Consider the following 15,470-nt stretch of genomic DNA (forward strand, 5'->3'; position numbering starts at 1 on the left):
TCAATTCGTCGAATTATCAAAATGCACGGGTAAGAAAGTAATGGCCATCGTCATGAATGCAGAAACTTTCGATACCGCCACTGAAATAGATTATTTGATCGGTAATGTTGACGTATCAACAGCGACAAAGGAGTGGATAGTAAAAACTTATTCACTCATAAATTGGGTTGAAGTTTTCTATCGGGAAGCCAAGGGCTGGTTGGGCTTAAATGAATATCAAGTCAGAGATGAAATCAGCCTAAAAAGACATTTCATTATGGTGTTTTGTGCTTACACTTTCATTCTCTGGCATACCTTAACAGGAGGATTAAGGCGCCAATGGGCAAACAAACCTTTAAACACTTTTAATGATGCACTCGAAGCATTTCGGACAGCCATATCTTTTAGATTTGTGAAATGGTTGAACCAAAATTGGGACGTATTCTCCGCTTATAAAGCCAGTTTAGGCCTTGTTTGGGCTTAAAATTTGTTTAAGTCCCGCTAAGGGAACCGCACTCCTGTGTGGTCAGTTCAACAGCGGGCGCAAATCCTTGAGACATAACGGGAACCAAGAGGTGGGAACACCCAGAGAGTGTCACCTTGTGTCAGCCTCGAAGCGGGGAAATCTCACAAACCTTTAGCATTGCACCTTTAACTTCAGTATCTGGCTTATTAATCTGTATCCTGAGCTACTATTTAACGTGCGCTTACCCTGGATACTAGGTCGATCGCCATCCCACGCTCTACTCTAGATCAAAATCTTTTCGCCACTTTGAGAGATACATCAAAATGAACAACAACGGACTGCCACAAAAACAAGGGCTGTACGATCCGCAGTTCGAGCACGATGCTTGCGGAGTCGGATTTATTGTACACGTCAAGGGTAACAAATCCCACGAAATAGTTGAACAGGCATTGACAATCCTGTTAAATCTTGACCATCGGGGTGCGTGCGGCTGCGAAGCCAATACCGGAGACGGCGCGGGCATTTTGATGCAAGTGCCCCACAAGTTTCTGAAGAAAGCAGCCGCAGCCGAAAACATCGAACTTCCAGCAGCCGGCGAGTACGGTGTTGGTGCGATTTACTCATCGCGCGATCGGACTCAACGGGAAAACGGCAAACGCATCTTTGCAGAAATCGCCGCCGAAGAAGGATGTCCCGTGCTCGGTTGGCGCGATGTCCCCACAGATAACTCGTCTCTGGGCGACACCGCCAAAGCTAGCGAACCATTTATGCAGCAAGTGTTTGTCAGCCGCACCCCAGGTATGGACGAGGCGGCTTTTGAGCGCAAACTATACGTGATCCGCAAACGCGCCCACAATGCGATTCGCAGGACAGACAAAGACCCATACTGGTATAATTCCACACTGTCATGCCGGACGATCGTCTACAAGGGAATGTTGATGCCGGTGCAAGTTGGAGATTATTATCCCGAACTACACGACCCCGACATGGAAAGCGCTCTAGCACTGGTTCACTCGCGCTTCAGCACCAATACTTTTCCAAGTTGGGAACGATCGCACCCTTACCGCTACATCGCCCACAACGGCGAAATTAACACCATGCGCGGCAACATCAACTGGATGAACGCGCGGCAATCGATGTTTGAGTCGGAACTATTCGGCGATGATTTAAAGAAAATCCCCAATTTAATCAATGTCGAAGGTAGCGACTCAACTATTTTTGATAATGCTTTGGAATTGCTGACTTTGGCCGGGCGTTCTTTGCCTCATGCCATTATGATGATGATTCCCGAACCGTGGACAGCCCACGAGTCGATGAGTGATGAGAAAAAGGCTTTCTACGAATACCATTCCTGTTTGATGGAACCTTGGGATGGGCCTGCTTCGATCGCGTTTACTGATGGTACATCGATCGGGGCTGTGCTCGATCGCAATGGTTTGCGTCCTTCTCGTTACTGCATTACCAAAGATGACTTAGTAATTATGGCATCGGAAGCGGGTGTTTTGCCGATCGCGCCGGAACGAATTCTTTCAAAAGGCCGTTTGCAACCAGGCCGGATGTTCTTAGTTAATACAGCAGAAGGCCGGATAATTTCTGACGATGAAATTAAACATCAAATTGCCTCCGAACATCCGTATCGCGAGTGGATTGATAAGCATATGGTAGAAATTGCCACGCTACCGGATGCGCCCGTAGATTCAGCCAACTCTCCCAAGAAGGCAGTGGATCTATTACAGCAGCAAATGGCTTTTGGCTACAGCTTTGAAGAACTGCGGTTGCTGTTAGCGCCAATGGCACGGGATGGAGTCGAAGCTGTCGGCGCGATGGGCGCGGATACGCCGCTTGCCGTTTTGTCGAACAGGCAAAAGTTGCTTTATGAATACTTCCAGCAACTGTTTGCTCAAGTTACGAATCCGCCCATTGATTCGATCCGCGAAGAGATTGTCACTTCTGCGGAAACTACGATCGGATCTGAACGCAATTTGCTGAAGCCGGAACCAGAAAGCTGTCATTTGATTGAGTTGAAAACACCAATTCTCAGCAATGAAGAATTGGCTAAACTCAAACACGTTTCCCAAGGCAATTTCAAGTCGATTACGATACCGATTTTGTTCGACCCCAAAACTGGAGTAAAAGGTTTGGAACAAGCCTTAGAAGATGTTTTTGCCGCAGCCGATCGCGCGATCGCCTCTGGGGTGAATATTCTCATTTTGTGCGATCGGGGAATCGATGCCGAAAACGCTCCAATTCCAGCATTGCTAGCAGTTGCGGGACTCCACCACCACTTGATCCGCCAAAGTACGCGCACGCGGGCGGGGCTCGTGCTCGAATCCGGCGAACCGCGCGAAGTTCATCACTTTGCGACTTTAATCGGATATGGTTGCGGTGCGATCAATCCGTATTTGGCTTTTGAGACGATCGCAGATTCGATCCGCGAAGGTTTGCTGGTAAATGTTGATACCAAAACAGCTTGCAAAAACTACGTGAAAGCCGCAACCAAAGGCGTGACTAAGGTTGCGTCGAAAATTGGGATTTCCACCATTCAAAGTTACCGTGGTGCTCAGATATTTGAGGCGATCGGCTTAAACAAATCCGTAGTCGATAAATACTTCACTTGGACAGCATCGCGAATTGCCGGAGTAGACCTCGAAGTCATCGCCCAAGAAGCGATTTTACGCCATACTCACGCCTTCCCCGATCGCCCATCCAGCGGCAACACCCTCGATGTCGGCGGCGAATACCAATGGCGGAAGGAAGGCGAAGCCCACTTGTTCAGCCCGCAAACCATTCACGCCCTACAAAAAGCCGTGCGCGAAGGAAGTTATCCACTTTTTAAACAGTATTCTGGGCTGGTTAACGAACAAAGTCAACAGCATTTTACCCTACGCGGTTTACTGGAATTCAAGCAGCGGGAATCGATTCCGATCGAGGAAGTTGAGCCGATTGAATCTATTATCAAACGCTTCAAAACCGGGGCGATGAGTTATGGTTCGATTTCCCAAGAAGCCCACGAATCTCTAGCCGTAGCGATGAACCGCATTGGTGGCAAATCGAACACTGGTGAAGGCGGCGAAGATCCAGATCGCTATACTTGGACAAACGATCGCGGTGACTCGAAAAACAGTGCGATCAAACAAGTTGCTTCCGGGCGTTTCGGTGTTACCAGCTTGTACTTATCCCAAGCGCGGGAACTTCAAATCAAGATGGCGCAAGGGGCAAAACCCGGAGAAGGCGGGCAGTTACCCGGTAAAAAAGTATACCCGTGGATTGCCAAGGTACGGCACTCGACTCCCGGTGTCGGCTTGATTTCGCCACCGCCTCACCACGACATTTATTCGATCGAAGATTTGGCAGAATTGATTCACGACTTGAAAAATGCCAACCGGGAAGCGCGGATTAGCGTCAAATTGGTGTCGGAAGTCGGAGTTGGGACGATCGCAGCCGGTGTAGCCAAAGCCCACGCCGATGTCGTGCTGATCTCAGGCTACGACGGCGGTACAGGCGCGTCACCCCAAACTTCGATCAAACACTGCGGATTACCTTGGGAGTTGGGATTGGCCGAAACTCACCAAACCCTGGTACTCAACAATCTCCGCAGCCGAATCGCCGTGGAAACCGACGGACAACTCAAAACCGGCCGCGATGTAGCAATTGCTGCATTGCTTGGTGCAGAGGAATTCGGTTTTGCCACCGCACCGCTGGTGACATTGGGCTGCATCATGATGCGCGTTTGCCACCAGAACACTTGCCCCGTCGGCGTTGCGACACAAGATCCCCTGTTGCGGAAAAACTTTACCGGAGATCCTGAACACACGGTAAACTTTATGACATTCATCGCCCAAGAAGTCCGTGAAATCATGGCGCAGTTGGGCTTCCGCACGCTGAATGAAATGGTCGGGCGCACCGATGTTTTGGAAGCGCAACAAGCGGTGGAACACTGGAAGGCTAAGGGTTTGAACTTCTCGAACATCCTGTATCAGCCGGAAGTTGGGGCGGATGTTGGGCGCTATTGTCAGATGGCGCAGGATCATGGTTTGGAAAAGTCGATCGATCTCAGTGTACTGCTGGATTTGTGCAAAAGTGCGATCGAACACGGCAAACCAGTCCGCGCCAAACTCCCAATTACCAACATCAACCGGGTTGTCGGCACAATTCTCGGCAACGAAATCACCAAACGCCACTGGGAAGGCTTGCCCGATGACACGGTGCACCTGCACTTCCAAGGCAGCGCCGGACAAAGCTTTGGCGCATTCGTACCCAAAGGAGTCACCCTAGAGCTCGAAGGCGAAGCCAACGACTATTTGGGCAAAGGCCTCAGCGGCGGCAAAATCATCTTGTACCCGTCGTTAGCTTCCACCTTTGTCGCAGAGGAAAACGCGATCGTCGGCAACGTAGTGCTTTACGGAGCGACATCTGGCGAGGTTTTCATCCGAGGGCTGGCTGGGGAACGTTTTGGGGTGCGTAACTCCGGCGTTAACGCAGTAGTCGAGGGTGTCGGCGATCACGGTTGCGAGTACATGACTGGCGGCAAAGTTGTAGTTTTGGGCGAAACCGGGCGCAATTTTGCAGCGGGAATGAGTGGTGGCGTTGCTTACATTTTGGATGAGGCCGGTGATTTTGCAACTCGCTGCAATATGTCGATGGTGGCGCTGGAAAAACTGGAGGATGTTGAGGAAATTAGCGATTTGCGGGAGTTGATTCAGACTCATTTTGATTTGACTGGAAGTGCGAAAGCGGCGAAAGTCTTGGCAAATTGGGATGGGATGTTGCCGGTGTTTGTGAAGGTGATGCCGAAGGATTATAAGCGGGTGTTGCAGGCCATTGAAAGGGCGATCGCTGCGGGTTTAAGCGGTGATGATGCGCTGACGGCTGCATTTGAAGAAAACGCTCGTGATGTGGCCCGGATTGGTGGAAGTTAGTCCAAGAAACCGGGTTTCTGCGACAATCTTGGCATCCCCACCAAGATTTAGGAAGAAACCCGGTTTCTAACTCCCCACGAATCACCCCAAAGTCCAAGAAACCGGGTTTCTGCGACAATCTTGGAATCCCCACCAAGATTTAGGAAGAAACCCGGTTTCTGAGCCCCCACTAATCACCCCAAAGTCCAAGAAACCGGGTTTCTGCGACAATCTCGGCATCCCCACCAAGATTTAGGAAGAAACCCGGTTTCTGAGCCCCCACGCACAATCCAAGAAACCGGGTTTCTGCGATAATTTTGGTGAAGATACCAAGATTTAGGAAAGAAACCCGGTTTCTGAGCCCCCGCGCACAATCCAAGAAACCGGGTTTCTGCGATAATTTTGGTGAGGATGCCAAGATTTGGGTGAGAAACCCGGTTTCTGAACCCCCGCGCACAATCCAAGAAACCGGGTTTCTGCGACAATCTCGGCATCCCACCAAGATTTAGGAAGAAACCCGGTTTCTGAGCCCCGCGCCTAGTCCAAGAAACCGGGTTTCTGCGATAATCTTGGTGAGGATGCCAAGATTTGGGTGAGAAACCCGGTTTCTAACCCCCCACCAGTTCCCTCACCTACCCACCGATATGCCATATGCCACGTCGTGAAGTTATCTTACAAGCGGGTAATTACTACCATGTTTATAACCGAGGTAATAACCGTCAGCTCATTTTTTTTGAACAACAAAACTATATTTATTTTTTACGCCAATTAAGAAACCATCTGGTTACGAATGATGTCGATATTATTGCCTATTGTTTGATGCCGAACCACTATCATTTATTAGTTTACCTGAAAACTGATCGTTTTTCCAAACTGATGCAGACATTTACTCTCTCTTATGCTAAAGCTATCAATAAACGCTATCAAAGGGTAGGTTCACTATTTCAGGGACGGTTTGGGGCAATTCATGTAGATAGAGAAGAGTATTTATTGCACCTCACTCGCTATATTCACTTAAACCCAGTTTCAGCTAATATAGTTAAAAAAGCCGAAGATTGGGAATTTTCCAGCTATCAAGAATATATTGATTTGCGTCGGGGGAGTTTACCTAAAATAGATGAAGTGCGATCGCAATTTCAGTCAGCAGACGCTTATCGCTACTTTTTAGAAGACTTAACTAGCGATAAATTAATCCAGCATCTAACCTTTGAAGAATAGCCAAAGTCCCAGAAACCGGGTTTCTGCGACAATCTCCGAATCCCCACCCAGATTCAGGAAGAAACCCGGTTTCTAACTCCCCACGAATCGCCCCAAAATCCAAGAAACCGGGTTTCTGCGACAATCTCCGAATCCCCACCCAGATTCAGGAAGAAACCCGGTTTCTCACCCCCTACCAACAGCCCCAAAATAACGTTGAATTCTTCGATCTGTTGGGAAACACTGTAGCAGTTGCGACGCTACCTGGAAGTTATTTGCGATCGCAAATAAGTACCGCAGTTGTTGCTTTTTCTACTGCTGCTTCTGCATGAATCCTCGTTGTCGGAAACAATCCAACCATAGCATCTCCAGTATGAATTAGTAACTCAATCTCTGTGCAGCCTAAAATAATGCCTTCTGCACCGGATTCAACTAAGCTATTCATAATCTCGATATATTGCTTCCTCGATTCTGGATTGATAATTCCAAGACATAGTTCTTCATAAATGACTCGATGTACCACCTCTCGTTCATCATCATTTGGAATGAGCACCTCTATCCCGTATTTATCAACCAGTCGCCCTCGATAGAAATCCTGCTCCATCGTAAAACGAGTACCTAACAAGCCGATCTTTTGAATGCCACTGGACTGAATCTTCTCAGCCGTCGTATCCGCAATATGGAGAAACGGAACTTGAATATTTGCCTCAATCTCATCCGCAAGTTTATGCATTGTGTTAGTACAGAGAACGATAAAATCGGCTCCTGCCCGTTCAAGGCTTTGTGCTGCTGCAACCATCAAACCTGCTGCTTCTTGCCAACGACTTTGATGTTGCAAAGCCTCGATTTCTGCAAAGTCAACTGAGTACATCACGCTTTTAGCAGAATGCAATCCCCCAAGCTTGCTCTTGGTGACCTCGTTAATAATGCGGTAATACTCAATAGAAGATTCCCAACTCATTCCCCCAATTAGCCCAATTGTTTTCATGGTGGCTCCTCAAATGACTAAAACGATCGGCTACAATCATTCTAGATTACCACAACTTAAGGTCAATCGGAACCGTGACAAGATTTACAATGAAGTTTCAATATGAATTATCAACTTTCTTCAGATGTCATCTTACTATGCAACTTTCCCGAAGAAGGACTTTCTCCCGGCGATATCGGTACAGTTGTTGAACAGCATCACGTTGCAGGACTAGAAACACGTTATAGCGTTGAGTTTTTCGATCTGTTGGGAAACACAGTAGCAGTTGCGACGCTACCTGGAAGTTATTTGCGATTTAATTGAGCGATCGCAACCGCTACACAACCCATCGCAATTGAACTCACCCTCGAATTGCTGTTGCCCCACCCGTTTGATATAATGTTGTTACTAGATAGATGACATCAGATAATTCTACTCAGACAGTCACAATTTATAAAGCTCCCCAACCAGGGTTAGCGCAAAAATTACTGCAAGATGGTTTCCAGCCAGCGGACTTTCCACACAATCCACCCTACGAAAATGGCAAATGCTACTTCGCAGCCCCCGATTCGAGAAGTCTGGCTGAAGAATATAACAATCATTACCAGCAAGGAATATTGGAGGTGATAATAGACAAGCAAACTTACGAGATAACATTTAAGCCACTGGAAAGATTCTATCAGGGCGGCCCAAGTATTGAACTAGCAATCCCGCACAATATTTTTCCCATTTTGAATCAGTTTCCTAGAATCCTAAAACAGCAATAGTTGACTATGAATCAAGAATTTTGGAACTCGATCGAGTCCAAGTATCCACTTGGAAAACTCATATACGGCAAGATTGAATTTCATAAACCTTTTGGAGTTTTTGTCAATCTAGGCGATGCAGAGGTAAAAGGACTTATTCAAATTTCAGACTTTCTCGATACCGGCTCGATGACACCAGAAATGTATCCCGATATTGATTCGCCTGTTGGTGCTGTTGTCATTGGCTACACTAAAGACGATCGCCAACAAGTTTGGTTGAGCGTTAAACCCAGTGTTCTACAAAAAGCCCTTGTCAAGTTAAAAATTCCTGTTGCAAGTCAGCTATAGAACCTTCTTCACTCAAGATGCGATTCAATTAATTGTAAACAGACATCAACTTCCGCTAATTGTCGTCAATACAGAAGTAGAGGAAATAGTACAATGGATAAACTAACCGAGTATCCCAAGCTAATCAAACGGATTTTAACCGAGTATGTAGAATTGTCTAATCGCCGTCCTCAACCAGACATCGAAACATTCTTAATTACCGACGAACAAAACGGTCATTATATGTGGATGAATCTGGGCTGGCAAAAGGGAGAACGAATTACCGGCATGACTGTATATGTTCGGATTCGCGATCGTAAATTCTGGATTGAGGAAGACTGGACAGAAGATGGGATTGCAACGGATTTGGTGCGTGCAGGAGTTCCCAAGGAAGATATTGTCTTGGCATTTCACGAGCCTGGAATGCGGCAATACACCGATTTTGCAGTAGTTTCCTAGCAGTTTATGAAACTTTATTCAGATGTCATCTTGCTGTGCAACATTCCAGAAGAAGGACTTGATACCGGCGATATCGGTACAGTGGTCGAACAGCATCACATTGAAGGACTAGAAATAGGTTATAGCGTTGAGTTCTTCGATCTGTTGGGAAATACTGTAGCAGTTGCGACGCTACCTGGAAGTTATTTGCGATCGCCCGCAATTTGAATTGTCACAGAAACCCGGTTTCTGAAACCCGCACGCTAATCCGAGAAACCGGGTTTGGGGCGATCGCTTGTACATTGGGAAATCGAGCGTTCTGCTAAGCGTCAAAAAGGCATTGATTATACCTCAGATTCCTCTTCATTTTCTTGATCCTCGCTCGCAAATTCGCCGATGTAATCTCCCACGAGCGGTGTTTAGTTCAAATTCGCCAACACAACCTTTGAGTCGTCGGAGGAAGCGTCACTAACCATCGCTGAATATTCGCCGTTATAGTTGGTAAATTCAGACGGAGATCTCCGAATCTTAGATAGACGAATTTGCCAATCGGAAACCTGCTCGTAGGTAAGGTGCTTAGTATTGGAAGTCGTTGTCCATACCCCCCAAAGACAGGGGTCTTCAAACTGTAGCATTCCTGATTTCCGTAAGTCATAAGATTGCGGAGTTCCGGGCAAGGGAATAATGCTGTAGCACGAAGTCTGAAATTCCAATTGCGGGTTAATCTCTACCAGTTCATCGACCAATTCTGAGATGGCTTCCTCAAGAAGTAACAAGTCCTCATGGTCATCGTCGGGTAGCCCGATAATGATCCCATAAGCAATCACAGGTACACCAGTTCTGACCACAGATTTCATCAAGGTACAATGCTCTTGCCAAGGAAGGAGCTTCTTGTAAGCTTCTCGTCCAAAAACGGGACGTTCGGCAGGGATATAAGCCAAAGGACAACCGACTTTGCCGTCCCAGCCAAACAGTGCTTCAATCAGTTCTTCGTCAGGTCTGAGGTCGCTGCTTTCATAGTTACGCCCAGCTCCCAGAGTTGTTTTCCTCAGTTCTAAACCATTGGGCCACATCAGAGTTATTCCCATCTCCCGCGCACCATTGGTAATGTCGAGGATCTCTTGTCGCCCCTCAGGAAAGAGTCCACGGGCGAGGAATTGATCGGAACCGATATTGATCGATCGAGCCCCCGCTTCTTTCTGAATCGCCAACCATTTGAGGGATGTTTCAGGAGACATTCTCCGAAAGCCAGTGCCGTAGGTAGGTGTCATGCAAAAATCGCAGGTGCGATCGCAACCAATGTCAGCTACCAACGAACCTACTGGAACAGTTCCCTGGACATTGGGCAGTGTCCCTAAACACTCCCGCGCCACTTCCACCGATGGTAGTGCCCACTCCTCTGGACTTTTGGCTTTAGCCTTCCTGGGATACTGTCTACCATCTGCGAGAATGACACCCGTGAGTTCTTCTCGTGGGGTTTTTCCCAGTACATAGTCAAAAATAGCCCAATTCGCTGCCCCAGATTTATCCTGAACGACTGCTGCTGCGCCGGCCTTCAAGTAGTGGTGCGGTTCAGCGAAAGCATCCGACCCACCAACGACAATGGGACGACCTCCCTTAGCCAGATGCTCAATCACCATACAAGTGACTTGACGGTCTTGGGAGAAATTCACTGTAATGCCCCAAGCATCGAAGGCCTGGGGATCTAGGGCAGCAATTTTGCCCCCAACGTAAGTTTTCCGCAGGGTCATCCCTTTCCAGACAATCTCCCCAAATTCTTCACTATAATTGTCGTCTCTGAGGTTGACCAATCGGGCATCAAATCCTCCTGCTTGCAAGTCAGGAATCAAAACTTGCTTGCTGATTAAGGAACGATGTCTGTATAAAGAAGTCCAATTTTTACCTTCTGCATCATAGAGTCCCGTTGCTGGAGGTTCAATCAGTCCAATTGTGGGAGAGTTTTTAGCTATCATAATGGAGGATTGGGAATGTGGGATAAGAGGATGGGATTTTTTCCGGCTCGCGATCGCCTGCGACACCAGGGAAGCCAATCGCAACCCCTAGACGGTAGCACAAGTCGGTGAGCTACTCTTTAATAAAATCAGACGATAGCATAAAAATAGATTAATCTAGATGAGATGAGTCAAATTGACTATTTTATTAATCATTTAGTTTTTCGATTTGTTGGGAAATACTGTAGCAGTTGCGACGCTACCTGGAAGTTATTTGCGATTTAATTGAGCGATCGACAACCGATCGCAATTGAACTCACCCCTGAATTGCTGTCAAGCCACCCGTGCGATATAATGTTGTTACTAGATTGTAGAATAACAATCAAAAAAAAGGGATAATTATGACCGTCGAACAAGCCATTTTGGAAAATGTGAAGGTCTTATCGCCAGACCAGCAACAAGAAGTCTTAGCTTTCATCAAACTCTTGCAGTCAGATAAATGGGAGCATATTTATAAAGGACGCTTCAAAGAACTCCAGCAAGAAATTCGTCTGGGAATGGATGCGGCCGATCGAAGTGAAGTAATTAATGCTGAAGATATGTTTCGGAGTTTGCGCTTAAAGCTGCAACAACGTCGCACGCACGCAAGCAGATAGATGAATCAGATTTGTAGATTTACAGTTCCGGCAAGTCGGGATATAGAAAACATTATGGACTATATTGCCGATCGCAGCGGTTTTGATGCAGCAGAAAGCTTTCTGGACAGAATTAACAATAAGTGTCAAACTCTCTCGAAGTTTCCTCCTTCTGGGACGCAATCGGGATGAGTTAATGGAAAATGTACGGAGTTTTCCGATCGATGATTACCTAATTTTCTACAGTGCGATCGAAGCAGGAATTGAAGTTCTGCGGGTTGTTAGCGGCTACCGAGATTTAGAAGATTTATTCTCTGAGTGAACTGTATCGAGTTTCTGATATTATGAAAGCGATTGAAACTACTGGAAAAATTGACGATCGAGGAATGCTTTGTATCGATCGCCCCCTTGCTTTTGCCAACCACAGCCACGTTAGGATTATTGTTTTAGTACCGGAAGATACTGACATCGATCCTGATGATGACCCCATTGAAACAGTCCTCGAAGGGATTCAGCAAGGCTTCCATGAGGCAATTACCGGACAAACCCTCCCCTTGTTTCAACTTTAATAGTTGACTAGGTTTGTGAAGAAACCCCGTTTCTGAGTCCCCCCGCGAAATCCAAGAAACCGGGTTTCTGCGACAATTGACGCCTCCCCACGAGATTTTACGAAGAAACCCGGTTTCTGAACCCCTGCGCCCGATCGCGCCCAACCTTATCTAGCGGTTATAATAGATAAACCTGAGCATTAAAATCGCAAATGTATGACAGCAAAAATACACCTCAGCAACTTGGGTAATTCCTTAGCTTTGCCAATACCAGACTATATTGTAAAATTGTTCAATCTGAAAGCAGATGATTCCGTAATTTGCAGTATAGAAAATGGAAAAATGGTCATAGAACCTGTAAATCAGAAAATTTCCAAATATACCCTAGATGAACTATTGGCAGGCGAAATAGAACCCAGCGAAGAAATCTCTTGGGGGAAACCAGAAGGAGAAGAAGTTTGGTAAACTACATCCCCGAACGAGGTCATTTTATTCGCCTCAATTTCGATCCTCAAGCCGGACACGAACAAATGGGTACTCGACCTGCACTGGTTGTGAGTCAAACTAAATTTAACCAAAAAATGGGGTTTGTGTTTGTCTGTCCGATTAGCACCACACAACGAAAAAATCCGTTTTATGTTCCCATTCCAGAAGGTGAAGCGGTGACAGGTGTAATTATGACAGATCAACTACGTTATGCAAGATTATCGCGCAAGGCAAGCAAGTTCGATCGGTGAATGTCCAGAAGATTTAGTTAAAGAAGTCTTGAAGAGAATTGAACCTATTTTGTTTGAAAATATGATTCTTGATGAGTAGTTGATCATCAAGAATACGGCAATTATGTGGTTAGACTTGTTAACTGATATCATGTATAGAACTAGGGAAATCAACAAGCAAAATGATTCAATCCATACCGAAAATATCCATCAAACCTGGATATCGTCCCCAGTCAGATGATAAAACTCCTGAAGCTGATGCAATTGATTTCTACCTACTGCGACAACTCACCAATTCCCAACGCTGGCAAATAGGGGTAAAATTAAATCGTTGGGCAAAAACTGTTAGCTTGCGCGGCATGAAAAAAGCTTGTCCCTCAACTTACAAAGAGCGATTTGCCCGATCGATCTTACGTAGCAAATGGCTGCCAATTTTAACCCCCACCAGTGAACCCTCTATGTGGACGCAAGACCCCAGCCACATCGCCCGACTGTTGCACCCAATTTTTCAAACATTATCTATTCCTTATTATATTACAGGAGGCGTTGCCGCTTCTGTCTATGGCGATCCTAGAACGACACGGGATTTAGATTTAGTAATTGAATTACTCCGGGATAATATTTTTCGATTAGTTGAAGCACTAGAAACGGCTGGTTTTTACTGCCCTCCGGGTTCGGTAGAAGATATTCAAGAGGGCAGAGGCATGGTGTTGAGTATCACTCACATGACTTCCGTATTAAACGCCGATCTCGTGCTGAATTCTGATACTGAGTTCGATCGCTCAAAAATGACAAGGCGACGACTAGAAGCCCTTGACGAAGCTGGTGTAGAACAATTTTGGATTGCTTCTCCTGAAGATATTGTGTTGGCAAAACTGCTCTGGCGGCAACAATCTAAGTCTCAAAAACAATGGAATGATGTTTTGGGAATTCTGAAAGTCCAATCTGAGCATTTGGATCGGGGTTACTTAACAGACTGGGCGCAACGATTGGGGTTGATTGATGATTTGAATCTAGCTTGTACTGAATCTGGGATTTGATGCGATTCCAAATTGTTCATTTTGCGATCGCACCCACTCTCTCTGTATCATTATAGGTATGGACTTTTAAAGCTTAATTATTTTTATGCAAGTTATTTTAGGCAACATCACACAACTGAAAGTAGATGCGATCGTCAATGCTGCAAATACCAGTTTGCTTGGAGGTGGTGGAGTAGATGGCGCAATCCATAAAGCAGCAGGCCCGGAACTTGTTGACGAATGTCGATCGCTCCGAGGATGCAAAACCGGGGATGCTAAACTCACAAAAGGATATCGCTTACCTGCGCGCTTCATCATCCACACCGTAGGCCCCGTATGGCAAGGAGGCGACTGCGGAGAACCCGAACTCTTAGCCCAATGTTACCGCAAATGTATGGAAATCGCGATCGAGCAAAAGTTCGAGAGTATCGCATTTCCTTGCATTAGCACCGGCATTTACAAATATCCTAAGGATTTAGCAGGTGAGATTGCAGTCAAAATCTGCTACGAAGAAATGCAAAAAACGGCGCTCCTCAAAACATAACTTTTTGCTGCTTCGATTGGGAGAATCATCAGGTTTATGAGAAGATTGTAGCAGTTCTCAGGCAGAAAGGCTATCAGAAAAATGATTCCAGAAATCAAAACCTATTTAGCAGCGACTGACATTATAGATCGCGATCATCCCGCAATTTTAGCACTCGCGAACAAGATAGCATCACAACATCATACATCAGAGGCGATCGCCCAATCTAGTTTTGAGTGGGTTAGAGACGAAATTCGCCACAGCTACGACTATCAGATGAATCCCGTCACCTGTCGAGCATCCGATGTACTAAAGCACAAAACAGGTTATTGTTTTGCCAAAAGTCACCTATTAGCAGCATTGCTGAGGGCCAACAACATTCCCGCAGGTTTTTGCTACCAAAGATTGAGCTTTGATGACAAAGGTGCGCCCTACACCTTGCACGGTTTCAATGCAGTTTACTTACCCAAAGTAGGCTGGTATCGCATTGATGCAAGAGGAAATCGCGACAATGTTAATGCTCAATTCACACCTCCTCAAGAGCAATTAGCATTTAAAATTCAGTTTCCTGAAGAAGCAGACTTTCAAACCATTTTATCTGAGCCGCTGCGAGTAGTTGTAGAGGCTTTACAAAATCACATTACATGGGATAAACTGCTGCTCAATCTTCCAGACGTTTCTCTAGAGTCAGCACAGAAATACGGTCTTGCGATCGACTAGAAATCACTCAAAAATGAGAATTAAATAACTTACAGAAGTTTGTGGTGTGTCCCGCCCGTCCCACAATAACAATTAAATTTGTAAGTTATTTAATTCGCGAGCCTCAGCAACAAGCTGAGGCTTTTGGGAAGTTTTTTTCACGTCGCTCCGAGGTTGTTAAGGTCGATTCTCCGAGAATTATAAAACAGTATTAGTTGACTGTAAATCAAGAATCATAGAACCAAATCAAGTTCAAATATCGGGAGCATCTCAGTTTTGCAAGAAGCATTTTTTATGGTAGTGCGAGCGTCCCCGCTCGCGTGCTTGTACAAGCACGCGAGCGGGGACGCTCGCACTGTA

General features: G+C 46.1%; 19 protein-coding genes and 1 pseudogene. 18 read left to right on the forward strand and 2 right to left on the reverse strand.

The features are described from left to right. The 3 genes and pseudogenes from JGK22_RS29085 to JGK22_RS29095 all read left to right on the forward strand — a co-directional run. Positions 1–463 (forward strand): annotated as a pseudogene (locus tag JGK22_RS29085) (IS701 family transposase); the annotation flags it as partial. A 305-nt stretch (positions 464–768) separates the two neighbouring features. After that, positions 769–5,364: a glutamate synthase large subunit gene (gene gltB / locus JGK22_RS29090; RefSeq protein WP_293314296.1), complete on the forward strand. Its 4,596-nt coding sequence runs from the start codon at positions 769–771 to the stop codon at positions 5,362–5,364. A gap of 630 nt (positions 5,365–5,994) precedes the next feature. After that, positions 5,995–6,561 carry a transposase gene (locus JGK22_RS29095; RefSeq protein ID WP_293233397.1) on the forward strand — a complete coding sequence of 189 codons (567 nt, stop codon included), beginning with the start codon at positions 5,995–5,997 and terminating at the stop codon, positions 6,559–6,561. Positions 6,562–6,811: 250 nt separating this feature from the next. Here the strand turns inward: JGK22_RS29095 and JGK22_RS29100 are convergent, their stop codons facing one another. Further along, the gene (locus JGK22_RS29100) at positions 6,812–7,528 is read right to left on the reverse strand and encodes an aspartate/glutamate racemase family protein (protein ID WP_293233395.1); all 717 of its coding nucleotides are present in this window, start codon (positions 7,526–7,528) and stop codon (positions 6,812–6,814) included. A 102-nt stretch (positions 7,529–7,630) separates the two neighbouring features. Here JGK22_RS29100 and JGK22_RS29105 point away from each other — a divergent pair, with 102 nt between their 5' ends. From JGK22_RS29105 to JGK22_RS29125, 6 genes are all read left to right on the forward strand, one after another. Then, positions 7,631–7,831: a DUF4926 domain-containing protein gene (locus JGK22_RS29105; RefSeq protein ID WP_293314298.1), complete on the forward strand. Its 201-nt coding sequence runs from the start codon at positions 7,631–7,633 to the stop codon at positions 7,829–7,831. A gap of 92 nt (positions 7,832–7,923) precedes the next feature. Further along, positions 7,924–8,274, forward strand: coding sequence for a hypothetical protein (locus JGK22_RS29110; RefSeq protein WP_293314300.1), 351 nt, complete (start codon positions 7,924–7,926; stop codon positions 8,272–8,274). A 6-nt stretch (positions 8,275–8,280) separates the two neighbouring features. Next, positions 8,281–8,601 carry a S1 RNA-binding domain-containing protein gene (locus JGK22_RS29115; protein ID WP_293314302.1) on the forward strand — a complete coding sequence of 107 codons (321 nt, stop codon included), beginning with the start codon at positions 8,281–8,283 and terminating at the stop codon, positions 8,599–8,601. Then, positions 8,585–8,707 (forward strand): element excision factor XisH family protein, encoded by a 123-nt coding sequence (locus tag JGK22_RS33360; protein ID WP_366026978.1) that lies wholly within the window; start codon positions 8,585–8,587, stop codon positions 8,705–8,707. Before JGK22_RS29115 ends, JGK22_RS33360 begins: the two co-directional genes overlap by 17 nt. Next, positions 8,695–9,039 carry a XisI protein gene (locus JGK22_RS29120; RefSeq protein ID WP_293233391.1) on the forward strand — a complete coding sequence of 115 codons (345 nt, stop codon included), beginning with the start codon at positions 8,695–8,697 and terminating at the stop codon, positions 9,037–9,039. The genes JGK22_RS33360 and JGK22_RS29120 overlap by 13 nt, the downstream gene beginning before the upstream one ends. Before the next feature lie 6 nt (positions 9,040–9,045). Then, the gene (locus JGK22_RS29125) at positions 9,046–9,246 is read left to right on the forward strand and encodes a DUF4926 domain-containing protein (protein WP_293233389.1); all 201 of its coding nucleotides are present in this window, start codon (positions 9,046–9,048) and stop codon (positions 9,244–9,246) included. A 191-nt stretch (positions 9,247–9,437) separates the two neighbouring features. Here the strand turns inward: JGK22_RS29125 and JGK22_RS29130 are convergent, their stop codons facing one another. Beyond that, the gene (locus JGK22_RS29130) at positions 9,438–10,991 is read right to left on the reverse strand and encodes a radical SAM protein (protein WP_293196402.1); all 1,554 of its coding nucleotides are present in this window, start codon (positions 10,989–10,991) and stop codon (positions 9,438–9,440) included. A 380-nt stretch (positions 10,992–11,371) separates the two neighbouring features. Between JGK22_RS29130 and JGK22_RS29135 the strand changes: the two genes are divergently transcribed. The 9 genes from JGK22_RS29135 (at position 11,372) to JGK22_RS29175 (ending at position 15,131) form a co-directional block, all read left to right on the forward strand. Then, positions 11,372–11,626: a hypothetical protein gene (locus JGK22_RS29135; protein ID WP_293180611.1), complete on the forward strand. Its 255-nt coding sequence runs from the start codon at positions 11,372–11,374 to the stop codon at positions 11,624–11,626. Then, positions 11,627–11,797 (forward strand): type II toxin-antitoxin system RelE/ParE family toxin, encoded by a 171-nt coding sequence (locus JGK22_RS29140; protein WP_293180614.1) that lies wholly within the window; start codon positions 11,627–11,629, stop codon positions 11,795–11,797. It abuts the gene before it with no gap. Beyond that, a complete protein-coding gene (locus JGK22_RS29145; RefSeq protein ID WP_293180794.1) occupies positions 11,745–11,927 on the forward strand; it encodes a type II toxin-antitoxin system RelE/ParE family toxin in 183 nt (60 codons plus the stop codon). The genes JGK22_RS29140 and JGK22_RS29145 overlap by 53 nt, the downstream gene beginning before the upstream one ends. 22 nt (positions 11,928–11,949) lie before the next feature. Next, positions 11,950–12,174: a hypothetical protein gene (locus JGK22_RS29150; RefSeq protein WP_293180617.1), complete on the forward strand. Its 225-nt coding sequence runs from the start codon at positions 11,950–11,952 to the stop codon at positions 12,172–12,174. Between the two features lie 195 nt (positions 12,175–12,369). Further along, positions 12,370–12,618: an AbrB/MazE/SpoVT family DNA-binding domain-containing protein gene (locus JGK22_RS29155; RefSeq protein WP_293190694.1), complete on the forward strand. Its 249-nt coding sequence runs from the start codon at positions 12,370–12,372 to the stop codon at positions 12,616–12,618. Further along, positions 12,612–12,890: a type II toxin-antitoxin system PemK/MazF family toxin gene (locus JGK22_RS29160; protein ID WP_293190696.1), complete on the forward strand. Its 279-nt coding sequence runs from the start codon at positions 12,612–12,614 to the stop codon at positions 12,888–12,890. Before JGK22_RS29155 ends, JGK22_RS29160 begins: the two co-directional genes overlap by 7 nt. Before the next feature lie 161 nt (positions 12,891–13,051). Continuing rightward, on the forward strand, positions 13,052–13,909 hold the full coding sequence (locus tag JGK22_RS29165) for a hypothetical protein (protein WP_293212189.1): 858 nt from the start codon (positions 13,052–13,054) through the stop codon (positions 13,907–13,909). 85 nt (positions 13,910–13,994) lie between these two features. Next, positions 13,995–14,432 (forward strand): O-acetyl-ADP-ribose deacetylase, encoded by a 438-nt coding sequence (locus JGK22_RS29170; protein ID WP_293180629.1) that lies wholly within the window; start codon positions 13,995–13,997, stop codon positions 14,430–14,432. A gap of 81 nt (positions 14,433–14,513) precedes the next feature. Next, positions 14,514–15,131 carry a transglutaminase family protein gene (locus JGK22_RS29175; protein WP_293208858.1) on the forward strand — a complete coding sequence of 206 codons (618 nt, stop codon included), beginning with the start codon at positions 14,514–14,516 and terminating at the stop codon, positions 15,129–15,131. Positions 15,132–15,470: the final 339 nt, after the last annotated feature.

The organism is Microcoleus sp. PH2017_08_TRC_O_A (genome assembly GCF_020738665.1).
Taxonomy (GTDB): Bacteria; Cyanobacteriota; Cyanobacteriia; order Cyanobacteriales; family Microcoleaceae; genus Microcoleus.